Below are 15,790 nucleotides of genomic sequence, written 5' to 3' on the forward strand. Positions count from 1 at the left end.
GATCAGAGACGGCTACTTGTTGGTTTATACCAGCAAGATGGGTGTCGGACAGCGGGAAAGCGTGCTTAACTTTCCCTTTTGTTTCTGCTTTGCAACGGATACTTTGCAAAACCCGGCTAGTTTATACCAAACATTGTTCGAGTCCGCGAATAAAAATGTCTTTTGGTAGATTTTTGCCAATAAACACCATTTTGCTGCCACGCACTTCGTTGTCGCCCCATTTGGCGCCCAGGTCGCTGCCCATCAACTGGTGCACGCCCTGGAAGACCACCTTGCGCTCGGCGCCCTGCATCAGCAGTACGCCCTTGTAGCGCAGCATGCGCGGGCCATACACTTGCACCAGGCCGCCGAGGAACTCGTCGAGCTTGGCGCTGTCGAACGGTTGCGTGCTCTTGAAAACAAAGGCGGCGATATCGTCGCTGTGCTGCGCGTGGTGGTGGTCGGCATGGCCGCAATCGGTGGCGCAGGCTTCGGTGTGCTCATGTGCGTGCTCATGCTTGTGCTCATGGCCATGTTCATGTGCGTGATCGTGGTCGTGCGCATGGTCATGATCGTGCACGTGCGCCGTTTCCGTGGCGAGGAAATCCGGGTCCAGTTCCAGCTTTTCATTCAGGTTGAAGCCGCGGATGTCGAGTACTTCGGCCAGTGGCGCACGGCCGAAATCGACCTTGGCGATCGGTGCGCGGGGATTGATGCGCTTCAGGCGGCGCGTCAGGGCGGCCACGTCGTCTTCACTGACGAGGTCGGTTTTCGACAGCAGCAGCTTGTCGGCAAAGCCCACTTGCCGCTGGGCTTCCTCGTATTCATCGAGTTGCTTCATTGCATGGCGGGCATCGACCACCGTGATGATGGCGTCGAGCATGTAGTGGCTGCCCACTTCCTCGTCGACAAAGAAGGTTTGCGCCACGGGACCGGGATTGGCCAGGCCCGTCGTTTCGATGACGACGCGGTCGAATGCCAGCAGGCCGGCGTCGCGCTTGCGCGCCAGTTCCGTCAAGCCCACGATCAGGTCGCCGCGCACGGTGCAGCAGATGCAGCCGTTGTTCATCTCGATGATGTGTTCGTTGCTATCCTGCACCAAGATTTCATTGTCGATGTTTTCCTGGCCAAACTCGTTTTCGATCACGGCGATGCGCATGCCATGGTCTTCCTGCAGTATGCGGTTGAGCAAGGTGGTTTTGCCTGCGCCCAGGAAGCCGGTGAGGATGGTGGTTGGAATCAGTGCCATGAAGATGCCTATGCTGTAATCGGTGGTGCCGCCGCGCAAGCGGAAGAATGCGGACGATTATGCCGGAATTTTGCAAAAGCTTGCAAATGCGCGCCGATCCGCTTGATATGGATCAGCCTGGCCAACGGGCGCGGCTGCCTACTTGACCTTGGCGCGCGGGTGCGCCTGGTCGTACACGTGCGCCAGGTGCTGGAAATCGAGGGCCGTGTAGACCTGGGTCGAGGTGATGCTGGAATGGCCCAGCATTTCCTGCACGGCGCGCAAGTCGCCCGACGATTGCAGCACGTGCGAAGCGAACGAGTGGCGCAGCACGTGCGGATGCACATTCGCGGGAATGTCCGTCGCCAGCGCGTGCGCCTTCAGGCGCAACTGCAGCACGCGCGGCGAGATGCGCGTGGCGCGCGTGCTGAGAAACAGGGCGGCGCTGCCATCGGCCGCCGGCGGACGCACGCCCAGCCAGGCGGTCAGGGCCACGAGGGCTGCCTTGCCGACCGGCACCTTGCGCATCTTGTTGCCCTTGCCCGTGACGATGACTTCGAAGCTGGCCATGTCGAGCCAGCCCAGCGAGGCGTCGCGGCCGTTCTCGGCCTTGCAGTAATGGGTGTCCAGGCTGGTCAGTTCGGACACGCGCAAGCCGCTCGAATACAGCAGTTCGAACATGGCGCGGTTGCACAGCTGCTCCGGCTCGGCGGCGCCTTGCTGGTGTTGCGCGGGTGCCACGAGGCGCACGGCGTCGTCCACCGACAAGGCTTTGGGTAAGGTTTTGGCCCGCTTGGGGGCGCGGATGCCGTCGACGGGATTGGCGTCGAGCTGGGTCTCGCCGCTGAGCCAGTTGAAAAAGCCCCGCCACGACGACAGCTTGCGCGCGATTGAGCGCGGATCGAGGCCGCCAGCGTGCAGCTTGGCCGTGTAGCGGCGTACTTCGTTGTGCGCGAGCGCCGTCCACGGCGTATCGCCGCTCAGTTCCAGCAAGGCGCGCAAGTCGCGCCCGTAGGCGTCCAAGGTATGGGGCGACAGCTTGCGCTGCGTGGCCAGCTGCGCCAGGTAGGCGTCAAGCCACTCGGCCTTGCCGCGCGCCTCATTCATGGCGTATTCAGGCAGGCGAGCCGGCGCGCAGCGCGGCCAGGGCGGCGCTGGCCGTGGCGCCGATATGCACGAGGAAGTCCGTGCCCATGCTTGACGTAAAGCGTTCGCTGTCGGGCGAACCGAGCACCAGCAAGCCGAAGGTGCCCGTGGTGTTCGGGGCGCGCAGGGCGATCATGACGGTCGATTCGATCTTGTCAGCTTGCAACCAGTGCACGGCTTCGAAATCGCGGTTGCTGCCGCAGTACGGCGTTTGCAGGCTGTTGGCGAACATGCGCACGTCGGCCGTCACGTCTTCCGTGAACCAGCCGTCGGCGTGTTCCGGCAGCACTTGCCACAGGCGCAGGCTGACGTAGGGCACGTCGAAATTGCTTTGCAAGGCATCGACCAGCACGCGCGGCATGTCCGCATCGTTGCGCACTTGCAGCATGGCCTGGTTCCAGCCGTGGAACTTGCTGGCGATATCGCCATTTTCCTCGGCCACGCGGCTCAGCTTGGACATGCGCAGCTCGAGCGCCTTGTACTTGTCGCGCATCACTTCCATCTGCCGCTCCTGCAGCGAGATGGTGCGTCCCGTCAGCGGGCTGCTCAGCTTGACCTCACCGAGCAGGGCGGTATGCTCTTCGAAGAAATTCGGGTGCTCGCTCAGGTACTGGGCGACGGTGCTGGAATCGAGTGTGGCGGTCATTGAGAATATCTGTCAGTGAAAGTTGAACGCTTCATTCTAACCGAGAGTGCGGCGGCATAGGCGCAAAGGGCGCGGCGCCCGTGCATTTTCCGCACGCCCATGAAAAAAGCGGCATGGTTGCCCATGCCGCCTTGTCTTCCTGGTCAACTGTCACCCGTGGAGGGTGACAGGCGGGCCATTAGAAGTTGTGGTGTACGCCGACGCCGATGTAGTTGGTCGTGCTCGAAACGTTGTAGTTGGTCGTGCTGGCAGCTTTCTTGTTCGAAATATCTGCGTACACGTAGGTACGTTTCGACAGATTGTAGTCATAGCCCAGCGATGCTTGCTTGGTTTTGACTACGCCATCCGGCGTTTTTTGACCGTAGCCAGCGCGGATCTTGCCTGGGCCGACGTCGTAGTTGGCGCCCAGCACCCACGATTTGGTGCCGGTATTGACGATCTTGAATTCTTCATCGTTCTGGTGCTGGATCGACAGCATGACTTTCAGCTCAGGAATCGGATTGACCGACGCACCGACCGACCACAGCTTGGCTTGCAGGCCATTGCGCTCGTAGGCGGCCATGGCGGCAAAGCCTGGCGAGGAGTACGTCACAGATACCGAGTATGGATTCGATGCCGGCGCCACATTGCCTGGCACGAAGTAGTTACCGGAGGCATTCGTCGTCAGGTTGCGCACGGACGCTGCAACGGCGGCGTTGTTGTTCGCTTCCTTGGCGGCCACGGTGGCGTTGAACTGGAAGCCGCTGATGACTGGCGAGTTGTAGAACACGGCATTCGAGAAGCGGTTACGCGAGTTGCCAGCTGGGCTCAGCGGATCGCTGGTGTAGCCGGCGACGGTCAGGTCGGTCTGGAAACCGGCTGGCGTAGGCATGCCCGACCATGGTTCGAAACCGGTGCTCGTTTCCTGGAACGCGGTCAGGCCACGGCCCAGACGTACGGTACCGAAGTCACCTTGCAGGCCGACGCGGCTTTGACCCTGGAACAGCGGACGGGCGCCATTGCTTTCCAGCGTGCCGGTGTCGGATTCATAGCGAATTTCCAGTTGGAAAATAGCTTTCAAGCCATTGCCCAGATCTTCCGTGCCCTTGAAACCCAGTTTGTTGTTGTCGCGCTTGGTGACGGCGGTGGTCGAACCAGTCGCTTTGCCCAGGCCTGCATCGATCGTGCCGTAGATTTGGACGGACGACTGCGCTTGTGCGGTTGCGGCAAAGGCGCCGAAGAGTGCGAGGGCAACGAGTGATTTTTTCATGTCTTATTCCCTATTAAAAGTGAGTTCCGTCCGAGATCCGAGCAGATTGAAATGCGCTAACTGTCGCGTTTCGATGAATGAACCTTAATTCGTCGGCGCGCAAGACGTGCGGGATTGGTCAAATATGCGTGAAAAGATTGGTGAAAAGCGGCATAACTGCATACCCCTGTTGTATTTTTGTAACGCGCGGTTTCTGCCAGTCCTGCGCCGATGGCCGGCGTTCTCCCATCGCCACCGTCGCGGCGCCGTGTCATCTTGGCATGTTGGGAACAGGACATTGTTGCGTTGAATCAAGTTCTTGAGGCCGCTTTGGCGGATTTACGACACAAGGACGTTACACTAAGGGATGGCCTGCAAGGATGGGTCTGGAGATGGCTCACTATTATTAGAATCATTGACTCAATATCGAGAATCGATGGCAAATCGCGAAACATTAGGATTGATCAAGGGCGCACGTGCTGGCGATGTTGCTTGCCAGCTGGCGTTGGGACGGGTGTACCTGTTTGGGCAGGGGGTGCCGCAAAGCTTGCCGACCGCCTTGCACTGGCTGGCGCGGGCGGCCCAGGAAGATAGCCAGGAAGCGTGCTTGCTGATCGGTACGCACGTGCCTTTCGAAGTGGCGCAACCGGCAGCCAAGGCGCTGATCCCGTATTACGCGCAAGCGTTCGATGCGGGTCTGGTACAGGCGGGCCTGGTGCTGGCGCAACTGGTGCTGGGCAACGCCGCCAGCAGCAGTGAAGCCTTGCGCGCCAAGGCCCGCGTGGCGCTGGACGCCGCCGTACGCGCCGGCTTGCCCGATGCACAATGGTTGTTGTCCCTGCAAGAAAGATCATCGGCGGCGCCCGGGCAGGACGCCAGCGCCGCTGGCGAGCAAGCCATCGATGGCGACGCGCCGCTGCACGCCTGGCTGGAGCAGGCGTGGAGCCAGGGCAACCATGCGGGCTTCCTGTCGCAAGGCTTGCCGCTGGCGCGCGAGCTGCTGCAGCGCCAGGCGGCGGCCGGTACGCGCACGATCGCCCTCGACGCGCAGCAGGTGTTGTTGCTGTCGCGTTGCGCCCAGGCATTGGCGCCTGGCGGCGATGCCGAGGGCTGGCAGTGCTGCGAGCTGGCCGCGCATGGCGGCGACCGCACGGCGCAGTTGGAACTGGGGCTCGGCTATGCGCGCATGGATGCGCATGGCCGGCGCCTGGCCACGCGCAATGGCGCGGCCAATTTCAAGCGTGCCGTGCGCTGGCTGACGCAGGCGGGCGAGCAGGGACTGGCCGAAGCCTGGTTCGTGCTGTCGCGCATCTATACGAAACCGGAATTTTCCCAGCGCAATGTGGTCGAAGCCCATTTCTGCCTGGAGCGTGCTGCCGACCTGGGGCATGGCCCGGCGCAGCTCGAATGCGGCATGCATGCGTGGCGTAACCGCCGCGACGGTGTCAACAATGATGTGCGTGCCGCGTATTGGCTGCTGCAGGCGCAGGCGCAAGGCAGCAGTGAAGCGGAAGCGGCGCTGGCGAAAATCGCGCCGCAAGGCGAGCCCGGCGACTGGGGCCAGTGCGCCGCCATGCACGCCGATGAACATTTGCGCCAGCTGGGCCAGAGCCACCCCCTGCTGGCGGCGCGCCTGGCGCTGGCACGCTGCTTTCATCTGTCGCGTGCCGAGGCGCTGCTGCTCGATATCCATGCGGCCGACCAGGGGCATTGCCTGTTGATCGATATCAGTGCCACGCATGGGCGCGGCAAGCGGCGCCTCGTGCTGATCCGCACGGCGCAGGAGCGCCAGTTGCTCGACCAGGTGGTGCGGCTGTTCGAGCGCGTCGATTGCAGCGTGACGGGGCCGGAAGGCAATTACCGGCAGCGTCTGTACCGCCTGAAGTGCTACCTGGCCGAGCTCGATGCCACGCAGGAACAGCAGTTCCTGGCGGCATGATGCAGCGTTGATTACAGCTCGATCGTGCCTTCGAACACGGTTACGGCCGGGCCCGTCATCAGGACGGGATGGCCGGGACCTTGCCAGGCGATCGACAGTTCGCCGCCGCGCGCGCTGATGCGCACGGGGGAGTCGAGCAAGCCGCGGCGGATGCCGGCCACGGCGGCGGCGCAGGCGCCCGTGCCGCACGCCAGTGTTTCACCCGCGCCCCGCTCGAACACGCGCAGTTTCACGTGCTGGCGGTTGACGACCTGCATGTAGCCGGCGTTGACCCTGCGGGGAAAGCGCGGATGGTGCTCGATCAGCGGGCCCGATTGTTCCAGGTTTTGCGCATCGACATCGTCGACCACTTGCACGGCATGCGGATTGCCCATTGAGACGACGGACACCAGCACGGGAGAGGTTTGGCCCGGCAAGGCCAGGTCCAGCGGCCACAGCAGATCGGTGCCTTCGGCCACGCCCGTCAAGCCAGCCGCATCGAACGGCACCAGCGCGGGCTCGAGCACGGGCGCGCCCATGTCGACCGTGATGCTGCCGTCGAGTTCCAGGCGCGGCGCGATGACGCCGGCCATGGTTTCCACGCGGATGCTGGCCTTGCTGGATAACCCTTTTTCGCTGACGAACTTGACGAAGGCGCGCGCGCCGTTGCCGCATTGCTCGACTTCGCCGCCATCGTTGTTATAGATGCGGTAGCGGAAGTCGCAGCCAGGCAGGCGCGGCTTTTCCACGACGAGAATCTGGTCGGCGCCGATGCCGAAACGGCGGTCGGCCAAACGCTGCCACTGGGCCGGCGTGAAGGCTATGTCCTGGTTGATGGCGTCGATGACGATGAAGTCATTGCCGGCGCCATGCATCTTGGTAAAGTGGAGTTTCATGGTCTGCCGTATCACTTGTGCTGGTTATAGAACGACGCTTCGCCTTCCGGACGCGTCTTGAAGCGTTTATGGGTCCAGAAATACTCGGCCGGCGCTTCGCGCACGCGTTCTTCGATGAACTCGTTCATGCGGCGCGTGGCGGCCGTGATGTCGTCGCCCGGATAATCGTCCCACGCCGGATAGTAGGTCACTTGCCAGCCCTGGTAGTTGGGCAGGAAGGTGGCGATGACGGGAATCACCTGCGCCTTGGCGGCCAGCGCCAGGCGCGCCGTGGCCGTCAGGGTGGCAGCGGGCACGCCGAAAAAGGGCACGAATTCCGCATCCTTTTCGCCGAAATCCATGTCCGGCAGCATGAAATACGGCAAGCCGTCGCGCAGCGCGCGCAAAATCGTCTTGATGCCGTCCTGGCGCGTAAACAGCTTGGGCGGCTTGAAGCGCGAGCGGCCGTTGCGCAAGGCCTGGTCGAAGGCGGCGTTCTTTTGCTGCACGTACATCGATGAGGCGGAAATTTCCATGGCCGTGGCGGCGCCGGCCACGTCGAGGCAGACGAAGTGCGGACACAGCAGGATGGTGGGCTTGGCCGCGATCTGCTGGCCCGGGAAGGCGGGCACCTTCTTGATCAGACGGTTCAGGCGCGCTTCCGACGACCACCACAAAATGCTGCGTTCCCACACGCTACGCGAATAGGCCTGGAAATGCTGGCGCGCCAGCGCCACGCGCTGTTGTTCCGTCAATTCCGGCATGCACAGGCGCAGATTCGTCAGGGCGATCTTGCGCCGCGTGGGCATGGCGATGAACAGCACGCTGCCGACGGCCACGCCGAAGCGGCCGAGGATGGGTAAAGGCAGCCAGTGCAGCAGCCACATGAAGGCGATCAGCAATCTCATGCCTGCTCCCCGGCGGCATCGGACGTGGCCGGCGTGGGCGGCGGTGCGCCGCGCGGCACTTTATAGCGGTTGTAGCTCCACAGGTATTGCGCCGGGCTGCGCGCGATCAATTGCTCCATGGCCGCATTGATGGTGCGCGCCTGCTCGGCCGAGGTGCTGTCGAGCGATTCGGTGAACGGCACGAAATGCACGACATAACCGCGCCCGCCCGGCAGGCGTTCCGCGTAGGTGATGATGACTTCGGCGCCGCCCATCTGCGCCAGCTTGGCCGGCAGGGTCATGGTGTAGGCGGGACGGCCGAAGAAGTCGGCCCACACGCCTTCGCCCTCCTGCGGCACCTGGTCGGGCAGCAGGCCGATCGGTTGCCCCTTTTTCAGGCATTTGGCAAAGATGCGCACGCCCGACATATTGGCCGGCGCCAGCATCAGGTTTTCGCGCGCGCGGGCTCCTTCGATCAGCGGTTTCAGGGCGGCGCGCTTGGGCGGGCGGTACATCACGGTGAGCGGCGTGCGCAGCGCGATTTGCTGGGCGACGATTTCAAAGCAGCCCAGGTGCGGTGTCAGGAAGACAATGCCGCGCCCATGCTGCAGCGCTTTTTCCACCAGTTCCCAGTTTTCCACCGTCGCATGGCGCGCCACGCGCTCGGCCGGCGCGCACCAGATGAACGGTAATTCCAGCACGCTCTTGCCCGCTTCGGCCACGGCCGTGTGCAAGTGTTGCGAAAACCCCGCACCCTGCATGTTCTCGCGCATGCGGCGGCGGTAGGACGGCGAAATGGCGTAAATCACCCAGCCGAGCGCAGCGCCCAGGCCATGCAGGACGGGCAGGGGAAAGACGGACAAGAAGCGAAAAATTGGGACTAACATGTATAAGCGGTTTCCAGGAATGGCGTGTTGCTGTGCCAAAATTTTTTAAGAAGCGTAAAATACCACGTATGCAGTAACCGCTGAGTTAATAGACAACTTGCGAAGCGGAATATAAATATCGCTAAAGCGTCGCAGGCAAAATCCTCTTTACTGCGACAGAACATTCACATAGTAAACAGGAGCTTGCAATGTCAAACGACTATCTCTTCACTTCCGAATCCGTTTCGGAAGGCCATCCCGACAAGGTTGCCGATCAAATTTCCGACGCCATCCTTGACGCCATCCTGACCCAGGATCCAGCCGCCCGCGTGGCTGCCGAAACCCTGTGCAACACGGGCCTGGTGGTGCTGGCTGGCGAGATTACCACGCACGCCAATGTTGATTATATTCAAGTTGCGCGCGAAACCATCAAACGCATCGGCTACGACAACACGGAATACGGCATCGACTACAAGGGTTGCGCCGTGCTGGTGGCCTATGACAAGCAGTCGCCCGACATCGCGCAAGGCGTCGATGAAGGTGCGGGCATTGACCTGGATCAAGGCGCTGGCGATCAGGGCCTGATGTTCGGCTACGCTTGCGATGAAACGGCCGAGCTGATGCCTGCCGCCATCCACTACGCGCACCGCCTGGTCGAGCGCCAGTCGCAGCTGCGCAAGGATGGCCGTTTGCCATGGCTGCGTCCGGATGCGAAATCGCAAGTGACCCTGCGCTACGTCGATGGCCGCCCCGTCGGCGTGCACACGGTCGTGCTGTCGACCCAGCATGCGCCGGAAATCTCGCACAAGCAGATCGAAGAAGCCGTCATCGAAGAAATCATCAAGCCGATCCTGCCGCGCGAATGGCTGACGGAGACCAAATTCCTCGTCAACCCGACGGGCCGTTTCGTCATCGGCGGTCCGCAAGGCGATTGCGGCTTGACCGGCCGCAAGATCATCGTCGACACCTACGGCGGCGCAGCCCCGCACGGCGGCGGCGCGTTCTCGGGCAAGGATCCATCCAAAGTCGACCGTTCGGCAGCCTACGCGGCCCGCTACGTGGCGAAAAACATCGTCGCAGCCGGCCTGGCGCGCCAATGCCAGGTGCAGGTCAGCTACGCCATCGGCGTGGCCAAGCCGATCAACATCACCGTCTACACGGAAGGCACGGGCGTGATTCCCGACGCGGAAATCGCCAAGCTGGTGCTGGCGCACTTCGATTTGCGTCCAAAAGGCATCGTGCAAATGCTCGACCTGCTGCGCCCGATCTACCAGAAGAGCGCCGCCTACGGCCATTTCGGCCGCGAAGAGCCGGAATTCACGTGGGAGCGTACGGACAAGGTCGCCCTGCTGCGCGACGCCGCCGGCCTGAAGTAATCTAGTTCGACTTGCAAGAAAAGCGCCCCGGCCTTCTGGCCGCGGGCGCTTTTTTTATGTGTTGTTACATGGCAATGTATGGCGAACAAGCTGGCGTACCGGCCTTGACAATGTTAAAATCCCCCGTCCGAGGAGCGTTGCGACGAAGAAATTCGCCAGGCTCGGAATATCCTGCAACTGCGCTCACGTACCTTTTTCAACTGAAAGGAGGGCGTGATGAACGCCGTACTCAAATCGCAACACGACTACACCATCGCCGATATCACCTTGGCCGCATGGGGCGACAAAGAAATCAAGATTGCTGAAACGGAAATGCCTGGCCTGATGGCCATCCGCGAAGAATTCGCGGCAGCGCAGCCTCTGAAAGGCGCGCGCATCACCGGTTCCATCCACATGACCATCCAGACCGCCGTGCTGATCCAGACCCTGGAAGCACTGGGCGCGCAGGTGCGTTGGGCATCGTGCAACATTTACTCGACGCAAGATCACGCCGCCGCCGCCATCGCCGCCGCCGGCACGCCTGTGTTCGCAGTCAAGGGCGAGTCGCTCGACGACTACTGGGAATACACGCACCGTATCTTCGAATGGCCTAGTGTGGACGGCAAGGCGGTCTACTCGAACATGATCCTCGACGATGGCGGCGATGCCACCCTGCTGCTGCACCTGGGCGTGCGCGCGGAAACCGACCTGTCGGTGTTGGCCAACCCCGGTTCGGACGAAGAAATCTGCCTGTTCAACTCGATCAAGAAGCACTTGCTGGCCGATCCGACCTGGTATTCGAAGCGTTTGCCGGAAATCCTCGGCGTGACGGAAGAAACGACGACCGGCGTGCACCGTTTGTATCAGATGCACAAGGAAGGCAAGCTGGCTTTCCCTGCGATCAACGTGAACGATTCCGTCACGAAATCGAAATTCGACAACCTGTATGGCTGCCGCGAATCCCTGGTCGACGGCATCAAGCGCGCCACCGACGTGATGATCGCCGGTAAAGTCGCCGTCATCGCCGGTTACGGTGATGTCGGCAAGGGTTCGGCCCAAGCCATGCGCGCCCTGTCGGCGCAAGTATGGGTGACGGAAGTCGATCCGATCTGCGCACTGCAGGCGGCGATGGAAGGCTACCGCGTCGTGACCATGGATTACGCCTGCGAACACGGCGACATCTTTGTCACCTGCACGGGCAACTATCACATCCTCACGCACGATCACCTGACGCGCATGAAAGACCAGGCCATCGTCTGCAACATTGGTCACTTCGACAATGAAATCGACGTCGCTTCGCTGAAACAATACGAGTGGGAAAACATCAAGCCGCAAGTCGACCACATCATCTTCCCGTCGGGCCGCCGCATCATCCTGCTGGCCGAAGGCCGCCTGGTCAACCTCGGTTGCGGCACGGGCCACCCGTCGTACGTGATGAGCTCGTCGTTCGCCAACCAGACGATCGCCCAGATCGAACTGTACGCGAACACGGCCAACTATCCGGTCGGCGTATACACCCTGCCAAAACACTTGGACGAAAAAGTCGCCCGCCTGCAACTCAAAAAGTTGAATGCGCAGCTGACGGAACTGACGCAAGAGCAAGCCGACTACATTGGCGTGCGCACGGAAGGTCCATACAAACCAGAGCACTACCGTTATTAAGATGGTTGCCTCATGAACCTACTGCGCGGCGCGGGGCGCGGCCGGCGATGCTCACTGTGCTAAAGCACAGCTGCGCTTCTCGGCCACGCCGCGCATCCGCTCGCTACGGTTCCTGAGGCAACAAGACTGATCGGTATATCTTTTGTGCCGGCTGTTGCCGGCCTGACTTTCTTTGACAGGCTAGAGAAATGCGCTTGCTACTGATTTGGTTTATCAATGCGGCAGCCCTGTTTGCCGTCCCTTATTTGATGCACTCGGTGACGATGAGCAGCGGCTGGACCGCGCTGCTGGCCGCTGCCGTGCTGGGGCTGGTCAATGCGCTGATCCGTCCTTTGCTGATCCTGCTGACCCTGCCCGTGACGTTCTTGTCGCTGGGCCTGTTCATTTTCATCATCAACGGCTTCATGTTCTGGCTCGTGGCGCAGGTGATCGATGGTTTCCATGTCGCCAGTTTCTGGTCGGCCGTGGGTGGTGCATTGCTGTACAGCGTCATTTCCTGGGCCCTGTCGACCTTACTTTTGAGTAATGACGATGGAAAAGCATAATTTCAGTATTGAGTTTTTCCCGCCGAAAACCCCGGAAGGGGCGGAAAAGCTGCGCGCCACGCGTGTCAAGTTGTCTGAATTGCATCCGAAGTATTTCTCGGTGACGTTTGGCGCAGGCGGTACCACGCAGCAAGGTACCCTGGACACCGTGCGCGAGATCCTGGCGGCCGGCGAACAGGCCGCACCGCATCTGTCGTGCGTCGGTGGCTCGCGCGAATCGATCCGCGCCGTGCTGGCCGACTTCAAGGCGGCAGGCGTGAAGCGTATCGTCGCCTTGCGCGGCGACTTGCCCAGCGGCTATGGCGCCTCGGGCGAGTTTCGCTACGCCAACGAACTGGTGGAATTCATCCGCGCCGAGACGGGCGACCATTTCCATATCGAAGTGGCCGCCTATCCGGAAGTGCACCCGCAAGCCCGTTCGCCGCAGGACGACCTGAACGCGTTCGCGCGCAAGGTGCAGGCTGGCGCGAATGCGGCCATCACCCAGTACTTCTACAATGCCGACGCGTATTTCCAGTTTGTCGAGCAGACACAGAAGATGGGCATCAACGTGCCCATCGTGGCCGGCATCATGCCGATCACGAACTACACGCAGCTGATGCGCTTTTCGGACATGTGCGGTGCGGAAATTCCACGCTGGGTGCGTCTGAAACTGGCCAGCTTCGGCGACGACAGCGCGTCCATCAAGGCGTTTGGCCTGGACGTGGTGACGGGCTTGTGCGAGCGTTTGCTGGAAGGCGGCGCGCCAGGCTTGCATTTCTATAGCATGAACCAGGCGGCGCCCACGACCGCACTGTGGCAGCGCCTGGTGAAATAAACCGTCCTGACTTGTCAGTACAGATCGCCCTCGGTCACGATGTGATCGAGGGCGATGTCGTATTCGCCGTTGGGAAAGCTGGCCGCCAGGCAGGCATAGGCGATACCGAGCGTGCGCGGACGCGGCACGGCCGCCAGGGTGCGGTCGTAATAGCCGCCGCCATAGCCGAGCCGGTACCGTTGCTCATTAAAACCCAGGCAGGGCACGAGCAGGGTGGCGGGCGCCGGGCGCAGTCGCAGCCGGGCCGGCACGGCCACGCCCATGCCATCCTTGACCATGGGTTCGCCCGGCGTCCAGGCGGAAAAGGCCAGCGGCGCATGTTTTTCCAGCACCACGGGCAGACTGAGCGCCACGCCGCGCGCGGCCAGCTGCGCGTACGCGCCGTGCAAGTCCGGCTCGCCGTGCAAGGGCCAGTACACGCCCAGTTCCTTGACGTTTTCCTGTGCGCACCAGTCCAGCAGGCGCTGCGCGATGGCCGCATCCCACTCTGCGCGCGTGGCGTCGGGCAGGGCGCGCCGGGCCGCCAGCAAGGCTTTGCGCAAGCCGGCTTTTTCCTGTGGCGCAATGGGTGGCCGTGTAGCCGGATCGCATGTTATTCTAGGGTCGCTATTCATATCACCATCAAGTTAAGATTGAGAGTCGTACATTGATTTCCCCACTGAAATGGATTGCCGGCACGATGCTGTGTGTTGCATCGGCCTTGTCTCCCCTGGCCGCCCTGGCCCAGGTTTCCACTACCGTATCCCCTGCCGCCCCCGACACGCGCAGCGAGGACGATGCCTTCCTCTTGCTGCGCGACGCCGCGCGCAAGGATGACGTCGAAAAAGCCGACTTTTATGCGGGGCGCCTGACGAATTACCAGATTCCATCGTATGTTGACTATTATCGGCTGAAACCGCGCATCAAACTGCTGACCGAGGCGCAATTCCGCGATTACCTGAACCGCTACAAGGGCAGCGCCATCGCCGACCGTTTCCGCAACGACTGGCTGCTGGAGCTGGGCCGCAAGCGGGACTGGGTCGTGTTCGATGAGCAATATCCGCAATTCGCCCTCGACGACGACACCCAGCTCAAGTGCTACGCGCTGATGTCGCGCGCCGCCAAGGGCCAGAACGTGGCGGCCGAGGCGCGCAACCTGCTCGTCTCGCCGCCCGGCTATGGCGAAGCGTGCGGCAGCCTGATCGCGGCATTGGCGCAAAACGGCCAGTTCGACACGAACGACCTGTGGGCGCAGATCCGCCTGGCGGGCCAGACCAACGCCACGGGCCCGGCGCGCCGCATCGCGCTGCTGCTGGGCGCGTCCGACGCGAAGATGGCGCAAGCGATCGACTTGCCGGCACTGGTGCTGGCCAAGGGCGCGGGTCTAAGTCGCGCCGACCACGAGATGTATCTGGTGGCTGTCGGCCGCATGGCGAAAAGCACCTTGAAGCTGGGCGTCGTGGCTTTGCAAAAGGCCAGCGCGCAGCTGACGCCGCAGGAACAGGCCATCGGCTGGGCCAGCCTGGCCCTGCAAGCGTCGTATTCGCTGGCGCCGGAAGCGTTCGAGTATTGGCAAAAAACCAATGGCGCGCCATTGACCCTGGAACAGATGCAGTGGAAGGCGCGTATCGCCTTGCGTGAAGGCAACTGGCCCGTGGTTAAGGCGTCCATCCAGGCCATGCCGGCGTCCTTGCGCGCCGATCCTACCTGGGTCTACTGGCTGGCGCGCGCGCAGCAGGCGGAAACGCCGGGCCGCCAGAACGCGCAGGCGGACGCCCTGTACCGCACGATTGCCGATCAATCGAATTTCTATGGCTTGCTGGCCAATGAAGAGCTGGGCAACCACCTGGTGCTGCCGCCGCCTGGCCAGCCCATCACGCCGGCGGAAATCGCCGCCATGGCCGCCAATCCGGGTTTGCAGCGCGCCTTGAAATTTTTCAACATGCGCTTGCGCTTCGAAGGCACGCGCGAGTGGAACTGGGAATTGCGTTCGATGACGGACCGCCAGCATCTGGCGGCTGCGGAATTTGCGCGCCAGAACAATGTGCTCGACCGCATGGTCAACACCTCGGACCGCACGCGCCTGGAAGTGGACTATACGCAGCGCTACCCGACGCCGCACGACGACGTCATGCACCCGGCCACGCAAACCCTGGGTCTCGACAAAGCCTGGGTATATGGCCTGATCCGCCAGGAATCGCGCTTCATCATGGATGCGCAGTCGCACGTGGGCGCGTCCGGCCTGATGCAGGTGATGCCGTCGACGGCCCGTTATGTGGCCAAGAAGATCGGCCTCACCGATTTCGTCACGGAAACCTTGAGCGATGTGCGCACCAACGTCTTGCTGGGCACGAATTACCTGAACATGGTGCTTGGCGGCCTGGACGGTTCGCAAGTGCTGGCCAGCGCCGCCTACAACGCGGGGCCGGGACGCTTGCGCATCTGGCGCGCCACCATGACGCGTCCGCTGGAAGGCGCCATCTTTGCCGAGATCATTCCGTACACGGAAACGCGCGGCTACGTGAAAAACGTGATGGCCAACGCCACGTATTACGCGGCCCTGTTCGAGAAGAGCCCGCAATCGCTGAAAGCGCGCCTGGGTACCGTCGGCCCAAAAAACAGCGCCATTGCGGCCGACTTGCCCTCATCCAACTAAAGA

General features: G+C 62.1%; 14 protein-coding genes and 1 riboswitch. Of the genes, 6 read left to right on the forward strand and 8 right to left on the reverse strand.

Annotated elements, in window-relative coordinates:
* Positions 1-121 precede the first annotated feature (121 nt).
* The 4 genes from JAB6_RS22165 to JAB6_RS22180 all read right to left on the reverse strand — a co-directional run bounded on the left by JAB6_RS22165 (position 122) and on the right by JAB6_RS22180 (position 4,248).
* Positions 122-1,228 (reverse strand): GTP-binding protein, encoded by a 1,107-nt coding sequence (locus JAB6_RS22165; RefSeq protein WP_070304593.1) that lies wholly within the window; start codon positions 1,226-1,228, stop codon positions 122-124.
* A gap of 138 nt (positions 1,229-1,366) precedes the next feature.
* Positions 1,367-2,314, reverse strand: coding sequence for a tyrosine recombinase XerC (locus tag JAB6_RS22170; protein ID WP_070304525.1), 948 nt, complete (start codon positions 2,312-2,314; stop codon positions 1,367-1,369).
* A gap of 7 nt (positions 2,315-2,321) precedes the next feature.
* Positions 2,322-2,999, reverse strand: a complete 678-nt coding sequence (locus JAB6_RS22175) for a DUF484 family protein (protein WP_035823876.1) — start codon at positions 2,997-2,999, stop codon at positions 2,322-2,324.
* 178 nt (positions 3,000-3,177) lie between these two features.
* Positions 3,178-4,248 carry a porin gene (locus JAB6_RS22180; RefSeq protein ID WP_034753069.1) on the reverse strand — a complete coding sequence of 357 codons (1,071 nt, stop codon included), beginning with the start codon at positions 4,246-4,248 and terminating at the stop codon, positions 3,178-3,180.
* A 415-nt stretch (positions 4,249-4,663) separates the two neighbouring features.
* Here JAB6_RS22180 and JAB6_RS22185 point away from each other — a divergent pair, with 415 nt between their 5' ends.
* Positions 4,664-6,166: an SEL1-like repeat protein gene (locus tag JAB6_RS22185; RefSeq protein ID WP_070304526.1), complete on the forward strand. Its 1,503-nt coding sequence runs from the start codon at positions 4,664-4,666 to the stop codon at positions 6,164-6,166.
* A gap of 11 nt (positions 6,167-6,177) precedes the next feature.
* On the opposite strand, the gene dapF is transcribed toward JAB6_RS22185, so the two are convergent.
* The 3 genes from dapF to JAB6_RS22200 are packed head-to-tail and all read right to left on the reverse strand — an operon-like array spanning position 6,178 to position 8,794.
* The gene (dapF, locus tag JAB6_RS22190; RefSeq protein WP_070304527.1) at positions 6,178-7,041 is read right to left on the reverse strand and encodes a diaminopimelate epimerase; all 864 of its coding nucleotides are present in this window, start codon (positions 7,039-7,041) and stop codon (positions 6,178-6,180) included.
* An 11-nt stretch (positions 7,042-7,052) separates the two neighbouring features.
* Positions 7,053-7,928: a lipid A biosynthesis acyltransferase gene (locus tag JAB6_RS22195; RefSeq protein WP_034753075.1), complete on the reverse strand. Its 876-nt coding sequence runs from the start codon at positions 7,926-7,928 to the stop codon at positions 7,053-7,055.
* Positions 7,925-8,794 carry a lysophospholipid acyltransferase family protein gene (locus JAB6_RS22200; protein ID WP_070304528.1) on the reverse strand — a complete coding sequence of 290 codons (870 nt, stop codon included), beginning with the start codon at positions 8,792-8,794 and terminating at the stop codon, positions 7,925-7,927. Before JAB6_RS22200 ends, JAB6_RS22195 begins: the two co-directional genes overlap by 4 nt.
* Before the next feature lie 188 nt (positions 8,795-8,982).
* On the opposite strand from JAB6_RS22200, the gene metK reads away from it, so the two are divergent.
* The 4 genes from metK to metF all read left to right on the forward strand — a co-directional run bounded on the left by metK (position 8,983) and on the right by metF (position 13,152).
* The gene (metK, locus tag JAB6_RS22205; RefSeq protein WP_034783537.1) at positions 8,983-10,149 is read left to right on the forward strand and encodes a methionine adenosyltransferase; all 1,167 of its coding nucleotides are present in this window, start codon (positions 8,983-8,985) and stop codon (positions 10,147-10,149) included.
* 123 nt (positions 10,150-10,272) lie between these two features.
* A riboswitch (S-adenosyl-L-homocysteine riboswitch) is annotated at positions 10,273-10,341 on the forward strand.
* Positions 10,342-10,365: 24 nt separating this feature from the next.
* Positions 10,366-11,790 carry an adenosylhomocysteinase gene (ahcY, locus tag JAB6_RS22210; RefSeq protein ID WP_070304529.1) on the forward strand — a complete coding sequence of 475 codons (1,425 nt, stop codon included), beginning with the start codon at positions 10,366-10,368 and terminating at the stop codon, positions 11,788-11,790.
* 188 nt (positions 11,791-11,978) lie between these two features.
* Positions 11,979-12,335: a phage holin family protein gene (locus tag JAB6_RS22215; RefSeq protein WP_034753082.1), complete on the forward strand. Its 357-nt coding sequence runs from the start codon at positions 11,979-11,981 to the stop codon at positions 12,333-12,335.
* Positions 12,322-13,152 carry a methylenetetrahydrofolate reductase [NAD(P)H] gene (gene metF, locus JAB6_RS22220; protein WP_034753084.1) on the forward strand — a complete coding sequence of 277 codons (831 nt, stop codon included), beginning with the start codon at positions 12,322-12,324 and terminating at the stop codon, positions 13,150-13,152. The genes JAB6_RS22215 and metF overlap by 14 nt, the downstream gene beginning before the upstream one ends.
* A 14-nt stretch (positions 13,153-13,166) precedes the next feature.
* Here the strand turns inward: metF and JAB6_RS22225 are convergent, their stop codons facing one another.
* A complete protein-coding gene (locus JAB6_RS22225; RefSeq protein ID WP_070304530.1) occupies positions 13,167-13,694 on the reverse strand; it encodes a 5-formyltetrahydrofolate cyclo-ligase in 528 nt (175 codons plus the stop codon).
* A gap of 137 nt (positions 13,695-13,831) precedes the next feature.
* Here JAB6_RS22225 and JAB6_RS22230 point away from each other — a divergent pair, with 137 nt between their 5' ends.
* Positions 13,832-15,787, forward strand: a complete 1,956-nt coding sequence (locus JAB6_RS22230; protein WP_254671744.1) for a lytic transglycosylase domain-containing protein — start codon at positions 13,832-13,834, stop codon at positions 15,785-15,787.
* Positions 15,788-15,790 lie beyond the last annotated feature (3 nt).

Source organism: Janthinobacterium sp. HH104, assembly GCF_001758715.1.
GTDB lineage: Bacteria > Pseudomonadota > Gammaproteobacteria > Burkholderiales > Burkholderiaceae_D > Janthinobacterium > Janthinobacterium aestuarii.

What these genes read in the sequence shown, in the direction of transcription:
- ahcY (WP_070304529.1), top strand. Translation starts at nt 10,366, where the DNA reads ATGAACGCCGTACTCAAATCGCAACACGACTACACCATCGCCGATATC.
- dapF (WP_070304527.1), bottom strand. Translation starts at nt 7,041, where the DNA reads ATGAAACTCCACTTTACCAAGATGCATGGCGCCGGCAATGACTTCATC.
- JAB6_RS22175 (WP_035823876.1), bottom strand. Translation starts at nt 2,999, where the DNA reads ATGACCGCCACACTCGATTCCAGCACCGTCGCCCAGTACCTGAGCGAG.
- JAB6_RS22185 (WP_070304526.1), top strand. Translation starts at nt 4,664, where the DNA reads ATGGCAAATCGCGAAACATTAGGATTGATCAAGGGCGCACGTGCTGGC.
- JAB6_RS22180 (WP_034753069.1), bottom strand. Translation starts at nt 4,248, where the DNA reads ATGAAAAAATCACTCGTTGCCCTCGCACTCTTCGGCGCCTTTGCCGCA.
- metF (WP_034753084.1), top strand. Translation starts at nt 12,322, where the DNA reads ATGGAAAAGCATAATTTCAGTATTGAGTTTTTCCCGCCGAAAACCCCG.
- JAB6_RS22170 (WP_070304525.1), bottom strand. Translation starts at nt 2,314, where the DNA reads ATGAATGAGGCGCGCGGCAAGGCCGAGTGGCTTGACGCCTACCTGGCG.
- JAB6_RS22165 (WP_070304593.1), bottom strand. Translation starts at nt 1,228, where the DNA reads ATGGCACTGATTCCAACCACCATCCTCACCGGCTTCCTGGGCGCAGGC.
- JAB6_RS22200 (WP_070304528.1), bottom strand. Translation starts at nt 8,794, where the DNA reads ATGTTAGTCCCAATTTTTCGCTTCTTGTCCGTCTTTCCCCTGCCCGTC.
- JAB6_RS22230 (WP_254671744.1), top strand. Translation starts at nt 13,832, where the DNA reads ATGCTGTGTGTTGCATCGGCCTTGTCTCCCCTGGCCGCCCTGGCCCAG.
- JAB6_RS22195 (WP_034753075.1), bottom strand. Translation starts at nt 7,928, where the DNA reads ATGAGATTGCTGATCGCCTTCATGTGGCTGCTGCACTGGCTGCCTTTA.
- JAB6_RS22215 (WP_034753082.1), top strand. Translation starts at nt 11,979, where the DNA reads ATGCGCTTGCTACTGATTTGGTTTATCAATGCGGCAGCCCTGTTTGCC.
- metK (WP_034783537.1), top strand. Translation starts at nt 8,983, where the DNA reads ATGTCAAACGACTATCTCTTCACTTCCGAATCCGTTTCGGAAGGCCAT.